6 protein-coding genes and 1 pseudogene are annotated in these 7,476 nt (G+C 73.7%); 3 read left to right on the plus strand and 4 right to left on the minus strand.

The window, feature by feature from the left end; all coding sequences use genetic code 11:
* Positions 1-145: 145 nt before the first annotated feature.
* A pseudogene (locus tag ACZ38L_RS27705) lies at positions 146-460 on the plus strand (SMI1/KNR4 family protein); the annotation flags it as partial.
* A 912-nt stretch (positions 461-1,372) separates the two neighbouring features.
* Complete coding sequence (locus ACZ38L_RS27710) at positions 1,373-2,503, plus strand: hypothetical protein (protein WP_465698289.1); 1,131 nt, start codon at positions 1,373-1,375, stop codon at positions 2,501-2,503.
* Between the two features lie 117 nt (positions 2,504-2,620).
* Here ACZ38L_RS27710 and ACZ38L_RS27715 read toward each other — a convergent pair whose 3' ends face one another.
* Together ACZ38L_RS27715 and ACZ38L_RS27720 are read right to left on the minus strand one after the other, a co-directional pair.
* A complete protein-coding gene (locus ACZ38L_RS27715; RefSeq protein ID WP_465698257.1) occupies positions 2,621-3,460 on the minus strand; it encodes an S-methyl-5'-thioadenosine phosphorylase in 840 nt (279 codons plus the stop codon).
* A gap of 123 nt (positions 3,461-3,583) precedes the next feature.
* Positions 3,584-4,126 carry a DUF4383 domain-containing protein gene (locus tag ACZ38L_RS27720; RefSeq protein ID WP_465698259.1) on the minus strand — a complete coding sequence of 181 codons (543 nt, stop codon included), beginning with the start codon at positions 4,124-4,126 and terminating at the stop codon, positions 3,584-3,586.
* A 330-nt stretch (positions 4,127-4,456) separates the two neighbouring features.
* Here ACZ38L_RS27720 and asnB point away from each other — a divergent pair, with 330 nt between their 5' ends.
* The gene (gene asnB / locus ACZ38L_RS27725) at positions 4,457-6,307 is read left to right on the plus strand and encodes an asparagine synthase (glutamine-hydrolyzing) (RefSeq protein ID WP_465698261.1); all 1,851 of its coding nucleotides are present in this window, start codon (positions 4,457-4,459) and stop codon (positions 6,305-6,307) included.
* Between the two features lie 81 nt (positions 6,308-6,388).
* Here asnB and ACZ38L_RS27730 read toward each other — a convergent pair whose 3' ends face one another.
* Together ACZ38L_RS27730 and ACZ38L_RS27735 are read right to left on the minus strand one after the other, a co-directional pair.
* Positions 6,389-6,565 carry a hypothetical protein gene (locus tag ACZ38L_RS27730; RefSeq protein ID WP_396558613.1) on the minus strand — a complete coding sequence of 59 codons (177 nt, stop codon included), beginning with the start codon at positions 6,563-6,565 and terminating at the stop codon, positions 6,389-6,391.
* A 347-nt stretch (positions 6,566-6,912) separates the two neighbouring features.
* A complete protein-coding gene (locus tag ACZ38L_RS27735) occupies positions 6,913-7,317 on the minus strand; it encodes a GNAT family N-acetyltransferase (RefSeq protein ID WP_465698263.1) in 405 nt (134 codons plus the stop codon).
* Positions 7,318-7,476: the final 159 nt, after the last annotated feature.

Below are 7,476 nucleotides of genomic sequence, written 5' to 3' on the forward strand. Positions count from 1 at the left end.
CAAACACAAACCACCCCCCCCCCCCCCCCCCCCCCCCCCCCCCCCCCCCCCCTCCCCCCCCCCCCCCCCCCCCCCCCCCCCCCCCCCCCCCCCCCCCCCCCCCCGTCCGCGTTCTCTGTCGGAGCCGGCTGCGACGCTCCCCGGCATGACCAACCACGACGAGTTGCTCCGTCGAGTCGCGGCGCACGCCCGAAGCCGGTCCCGGCCGCTCCCGCCCGCGGCCGGCCCCGATGACGTCGCCGGAGCCGAGCGGCGGCTGGGATTCACACTGCCCGTCCTGCTCAGGCGCCTCTACACCGAGGTGGCGAACGGCGGCTTCGGCCCGGACTACTGCCTGTTCCCCCTGGCCGGCGAGGGTCGGACGGCCACGTCCGCCTACCGGGCCGAGTACGGCCCGGGGCAGGAGCGGGGCGGTCCGTCAGCACACTGGCCACGTGGGGTGCTCCCGATCCTGGACTGGGGCTGCGCGATGTACGCGGCCGTCGACTGCCTGCGCCCCGAGGCCCCCGTGCTGCTCTTCCTTCGAACCGAACGCCGGGCCCGAGGACTGGGCGGACGCGTGGTTCGAGGATTCGCCGTCGCTGGCCGCCTGGTTGGAGGCGTGGCTGTCCGGCACCGGCTGGTGGGAGGAAGCGGTGATGTTCGCGGACGACGCTGCCGAACCACGGCCGTGGCCGGACGCGGCCAGGCGCATCCGAGAGGGCTCCTGACGTGTCGAGGCCCGACGCCGGGCTCGCCGACCCGCTGCCCGGCGCCACCGTCAACGGCCAGGCCGTCGGCCACGGACCGGCCACGGCGGTGGCCCGGGCGACGTGATGCGCGCGGGGGCGGAAGCGGACGGGTCGAAGGGCGGCGCGCTCCGCCTTCCGGCCGCCCCGGGGCGAGGTCCCGCGGTGCTCCGTGCTGCCGCGCGCGGGGCCGCACGCCCTGCCGCCGACGCGCGCGGGAGGCTCATGCTGGGGAGGCGCCGGCGCTCGGCAGCGATCGGTCTTGTCCACCCCTGCCAGCTTCCGAGGGGACGGCCTCGCCCGCGGTCGGCCCGGTCCCCCGGTCCTGGGGCCGCGCCCGTCCTGGGACGTACCGTGCCGTTGCTCCGCGACTCGCTCCGCCGTTCGAGATCAGCGTCCAACCAGGCGGGGAGACACCCGGCCGCCGCCGGCGGCACGCCGAGCCGCCAGCGGAGGGAACGGATTCCCGACCCTCGGTGGATCGCACGACACGGCCGTTGAGGGCCTTGCCCACGCATCGGCGTGACTGGGAGGTGAACATGTCTGTCTGGGATCGTCGACCGTCTCCGATTGATCTGGCCATGGCCAGTGGTCCAACGTTCCGCATCGGAGCCGTTCTCCATTTCACGGGCACTCCCCCGCGGTTGGCGGAGCTGCGGACGCACGTCACGGAGCGCCTCGCCTCGGTACCCGCGTTGTCCGCGACCATCGTCGGTTCGGGGAGCACCGTTCGCTGGGAGCAGTCGGCACCCGTCGTCACGGATCGCCTGCGCGTTCGGCGGCTGCCCTCCGGCGGATCGGTGAAGGACGCGGTTCGTGACCTCGACGATGACCCGTTCCCTCCCGACGGCCCGCAGTGGGACATGACGCTGTTGCACGGGCACGAACCGGACCGGTACGCGCTCGTGTACCGCGTCAACCACGGCGTGCAGGACATGGGTGGTGTGGTGTACGCCCTGGAGGCTCTGTTCAGCGCTCAGCCGGTGCCCGCCGCGCACTCCTCCGGCGTCGTCCGCGCTCTCGGGGACTTCCGCAGGGCCGCGCCGCTGGACGTAGCCGCCGCGGCGGTCGGTCTGGCCCGCCTCTCCGCCCGCGCCGACTGGCCGATGCCCGATCATCCCTGCTCGGGGAAGAGGGCCTTCCACTGGGCCTCGGTGCCGACCGGGCTGCTGCGCTCGGCCTCGCGTCCGTACGGGGGAAGCGCCAACGATGCCTACATCGCCTCGCTCACCCGCGCCGTCGCGGCCTGGGCGTCGGAGCACGCGCCCCGGATCGCCCAGGACGGTCTGCCGTTGATGGTCGCGGTCAACCTTCGCCGTCCCGCCGAGGCCGATGCCCTCGGCAATTACGTCTTCGGTGCCCGCCTGGCCGGGCCGGGACGCGAAGTGTCCGTCGAGGGGAGCCTGCGGGCAGCCATCCGCGCCACCGCCCGGATCAAGACCGCATCCGGCCGCGAAGCCATCCGCCGCCTGCAACGTGCGATGCCGCGGCGGTTCCTCCACAACGCCATGCGGTCCGTGCGCACCACCCGCACGGGCGGTGTCCTGTGCTCCAGCCATGTCCTGCGCCACCCCCTGCAGTTCCGGGGCGACCCGGTGCACGCGGTGGACAGCCTCACCACACTGCCCGCCGGTGCACCGGCCTCGGTCCTCCTGCTCACCTACCGGGGACGCTCGTCCGCGCACTTCGTCACCGATCCCGCTCTGCCGGGCATGGAAGCCCTTCATCGCCAGTGGGAGGAGGCCGTCCACCTGCAGGCGCGGTCGGCGGTCTGACCCGCGGGTCCTGCGCACCGCCTCAGCCCTGCGCGACTGGCTGTTGCCGCCCGCCCCGGTCGCGGTGGTCACGGCACTGCTCGCGCTGGGACCGGGTGCGCCGGACGGGCCGGTGGCTCAGGCGTCGGGGACGCCCGGCAGTCCGGTGGCCAGGCCGTCCAGGGCGTGCGCGCAGGCACAGTCCCGAGCCGCCGGCAGGCTCTCCAAGGCCTTGAAGAGCACCCCGCGCAGCCGTTCCACGTTGCGCGCGAACACCTCCAGCACCTCGGCGTGGGTGACCCCCTGGCCGGTCTCGACGCCCGCGTCCAGGTCGGTCACCAGCGCCAGCGAGGTGTAGCAGAGCCCCAGCTCGCGGGCGAGCACGGCCTCCGGGTGGCCGGTCATGCCGACCACCGACCAGCCGTTGCGGGTGAACCAGCGCGACTCGGCCCGGGTGGAGAAGCGCGGGCCCTCGACCACCACCAGGGTGCCGCCGTCCACCGGCTCCCAGTCCTGGCTGCGGGCCGCGGTGAGCACGGCGGCCCGGCCGTCCGCGCAGTACGGGTCGGCGGTGGAGACGTGCACCACCTCGGGGACCGTGCCGTCCGGCAGCGGCAGCCCGTCGTAGAAGGTCTGCGCCCGGCCCGAGGTGCGGTCGACGAACTGGTCGGGAATCAGCAGCGTGCCCGGCCCGTACTCCGTCCGCAGACCGCCCACCGCGCACGGCGCGACCACCTGGCGCACCCCGAGCGCGTGCAGCGCCCACAGGTTGGCCCGGTAGTTGATCCGCTGCGGCGGGATCCGGTGGCCGCGCCCGTGCCGGGGCAGGAACGCCACCCGCCGGCCGGCGATCTCGCCCAGGAAGAGCGAGTCGCTCGGCGGCCCGTAGGGGGTGCCGACGGTGATCTCGGTGACGTCGTCGAGCAGGGCGTAGAGGCCGGAGCCTCCGATCACCCCGATCTGCGCGCTCTCGGTCATGACAGAGCCCTTCGTCCGGTGCCCGTGGGGCGGCGTTCCCGCTCCACGGGCACCCTACGAGGGCTCGGACCCACCGTCGGCCCCGCGGTCCTTACGGAATGCGGACGACCTGACGGAACCCGCTCAGTGGCCGGACGGCTTCGGCTTCAGCACGGTCTTGAAACCGGGCACGTGCCAGCGGTTCTGGATCTCCTCGGAGCCGTCCACCTGGGTGTGGCGCTTCTGCCAGTACGGGTTGTCGTGCGGCAGCCGGCCGCTGACCCTGCCGTACATGCCGAAGGTGGCGATCACCAGCCCGAAGACGAAGCTGAAGATCACGTTGGTCATCCGGAAGGCCAGGATGTTCCAGCTGCTGCCGAGGGCGCACAGACCCACGAAACCGGCGATGAAGAAGACCAGCCCGGCGACCATGTTGATGTTCGAGGCGACGTTGCCGCCGATCGCGGCGCCGATCACGAGGACGCCGCCGACGATGATGGACAGCACGCTGAGCGTGCCGTTGCTGGACAGCCCCACCAGGCTCCTGCCGTGCGTGGACAGGAAGCCCGGTGACCCGGCCAGGCCGAACGCACCCCAGATCAGCAGCAACAGACCACCGAGACCGGCGCCGAAGCGGTAGACCTGGGCCAGCTTGTGGTCGACGGGAAATTCGTCCCGCAGTCTCATGACGGCCTCCACCGAACGGTTCGAGGACAGAAGTCACCCCCTCCCCCATCCACGCTACGCCGGACCCGCCAGGCCCGCGCCCGCTGCACGCGGTCGGCGCCCCGGTGTGCCGCCGGCACACCGGGGCCGGTCCGTCAACGGTGGCCGGTCACCCGATTTCCGGCGCCATTCGGTTGCCCCGCTCTCCTGGCGCCCGGCCCGTCGCGGGCGTAGCGTCACGATCTGCACACGGAACGAAGCGGCGCACCACCCGGCCCCGACATTCGTACCGCGGTGGGAGCCGCTCCTGCCTACCCGGAGACGGGCGGATCACCGAGGGAGTCAGTGCGGATGTGCGGGATCACCGGATGGGTGGCCTTCGAACGGGACCTGACCGAGCAACGGCGGACGCTGGAGGAGATGACCGCGACCATGGCCTGCCGCGGCCCCGACGCGGGTGGAGTGCACCTCACGCCCCACGCGGCGCTCGGCCACCGGCGGCTCGCCGTGATCGACATCGACGGCGGCGCCCAGCCGATGACGGTCGAGGAGGACGGCCGACTGCTCGCCTCGCTCAGCTACAGCGGCGAGGTCTACAACTACCAGGAACTGCGGGCCGAACTGGAGAACCACGGTCACCGGTTCCACACCGCCAGCGACACCGAGGTGGTACTGCACGCCTACCTGCGGTGGGGCGAGCGGTTCGTGGAGCGCCTCAACGGCATGTTCGCCTTCGCGCTCTGGGACGCCCGCCGCGAGGAACTGCTGCTGGTCCGCGACCGGATGGGCGTCAAGCCGCTGTACTACTTCCCCACTCCGGACGGGGTGCTGTTCGGCTCCGAACCCAAGGCGATCCTGGCCCACCCTTCGGTCGAGCCGGTGGTCGGCACGGACGGCCTGCGCGAGACGCTGACCTTGGTGAAGACCCCGGGTCACGCGGTCTACCAGGGCATGTACGAGGTCCGGCCCGGCCACTACCTGCGGATCCGCCGGCAGGGCCTGACCGTCCACCGCTACTGGCGGTTGGAGGCCCGGGAGCACACCGACGACCTGGACACCACCATCGCCACGGTGCGCGAGCTGCTGCGCGACATCGTGCGCCGGCAGCTGATCGCCGACGTGCCGCTCTGCACGTTGCTCTCCGGCGGCCTGGACTCCAGCACGGTCACCGCGCTGGCCGCCGAGGGCCTGGCCGCCGCCGGTGCCGGGCCGGTCCGCTCGTTCTCGGTCGACTTCGTCGGCCAGAGCGAGAACTTCCGGCCGGACGCGTTACGGGCCACTCTGGACAGCCCGTTCGCCCACCTGCTGGCCGATCACGTCGCCGCCGACCACCAGGACATCGTGCTGGACACCGCCGCGCTGACCGACCCCGAGCACCGGGCGGCCGTGCTGCGGGCGCGCGACCTGCCCTCGGTCTTCGGTGACCTGGACGTCTCGCTGTACCTGCTGTTCCGCGAGATCCGCAAGCACTCCACGGTGGCGCTCTCGGGCGAGTCGGCGGACGAGGTGTTCGGCGGCTACCCCTGGTTCCACGACCCGAAGGCGGTCGCGGCCGACACCTTCCCCTGGCTGGCCGCCGCCGACCTGCTCGCCGGGCCCAGCCGGTTGCCGCGCGAAGGGCTCCTCGACCCCGACCTGCTGACCCGGCTCGACCTGCCCGGGTACATCGCCGACAGCTACCGCACGGCGCTCGGCGAGGTCCCGCACCTGCCCGGCGCCGACCCGGCCGAGCGCCGGATGCGGGAGATCTGCTACCTGCACCTGACCCGCTTCGTCTGCCTGCTGCTGGACCGCAAGGACCGGATGAGCATGGCCAGCGGGCTGGAGGTCCGGGTGCCGTTCTGCGACCACCGGCTGGTGCAGTACGTCTTCAACGCGCCGTGGTCGATGAAGAACTTCGACGGCCGGGAGAAGAGCCTGCTGCGCGCGGCGGCCCGGGAGGTGCTGCCGAAGGAGATCGTGGAGCGGGTGAAGAGCCCCTACCCGAGCACCTCGGACCCGACCTACCCGGTGGCCCTCAACCGGGACCTGGCGGCCCTCGCCGCCGACCCCAAGTCGCCCTCGCTCGCGCTGGCGAACCGGGCCGCGGTCGCCGAGGCCGTCGCGCCGGGCAGCGATCCGCAGGGCGTCCGGAACGCGACCGAGACCCTGCTGTGGATGGACAGCTGGCTGCGGACCTACCCGGTCTCGCTGCGGCTCTGAGTTCCGGAACGCCGCTCGACGCGCCGGCCGCCCGGGTCCGTCTCGGACCCGGGCGGCCGGCGCGACCGTTTCAGCCGCGGTTCAGCGGTACTCGTCCTCGTCCACCGGCACCTCGCGGCTCTGCTCGACGGCGTCCCCCTCGTCGGCCGCCGCGTCCAGCGGCAACTCGTCGCGTGACGGGGGCTCCTCGACCGGCACCGGCTCCGGCTCCTCCGGGTCCAGTGAGTCGACGGCGAACTCCGCGGCGTTGTCGGTCATGACCTCACCCCTCACGGCTCCGGGACCCGACCGGCCCCTCGATCTGTCCAACACTTACCCGACCGGAGGCATCCCACTCGGCACCCTCGCCCGCCCGTCGGCGTGTTGCCACGGCCCGCCGGCGCGGGGCCACCGCCGACGTTCACCCGGGCGGGTGATGGCCCGGGCCCGGCTCGCCCCGGGCCTCTCCGAGGCGGCGGACGGGCGGATCCGCACCCTCCGGCAGGTGCCCGCGGCGGCGCCCGGGACGATCCCGCGAACGCCGTCGAGGTGACCCGTCCCCGCGGTCCCCGACAGCGGGCACGACGGCCGGCGGGCACGACGGCCGGCCGTGGACCACCCGGCCGTCAGGTCGCGGGTGCCGGAAGCTCGAAGACGTACTCCAGGCCGTCCTCCTCGTCCCACTGCTCGCCGACCCGGGCGAAACCGAAGGCCGCCACCACGGCCAGCGAGGCCGCGTTCCACGGCGAGACGCTGGCCCGGACGGTCCGTACCGCGGGCTCGGCGGCGGCCCGGCGGAGCAGGGCGACCAGCATGGCGCGGGCGTGGCCCCGGCGGCGGTGGGCGGGCGTGACCGCGTAGCCGACCTCGACCATCCCGGACGCGTCCGGTGGACCGTGGAAACCGGCGTAGCCGACCACCGGCCCGTCCGGCTCGACGACGGCGGCGTGCGCGACCCAGCGCGCGCACGCCGGGTCCGCGGCGATCTCGACGAGCCGCAGCCGCCAGAGCCAGCGCGCCTCGTCGGTCACGAAGTGCTCGTCCAGCTGGAGGGAGGGGGGGGGGGGGGGGGGGGGGGGGGGGGGGGGGTTCGGGGGGGGGGGGGGGGGGGGGGGAGGGGGGGGGGTTGGGGGGGGGGGGGGGGGGAACTCCGACAAAAAATGGGGAGATTGCGGGTGGGGGGGGGACCC

The sequence above is a fragment of the Kitasatospora sp. NPDC024654 genome, from assembly GCF_055559155.1.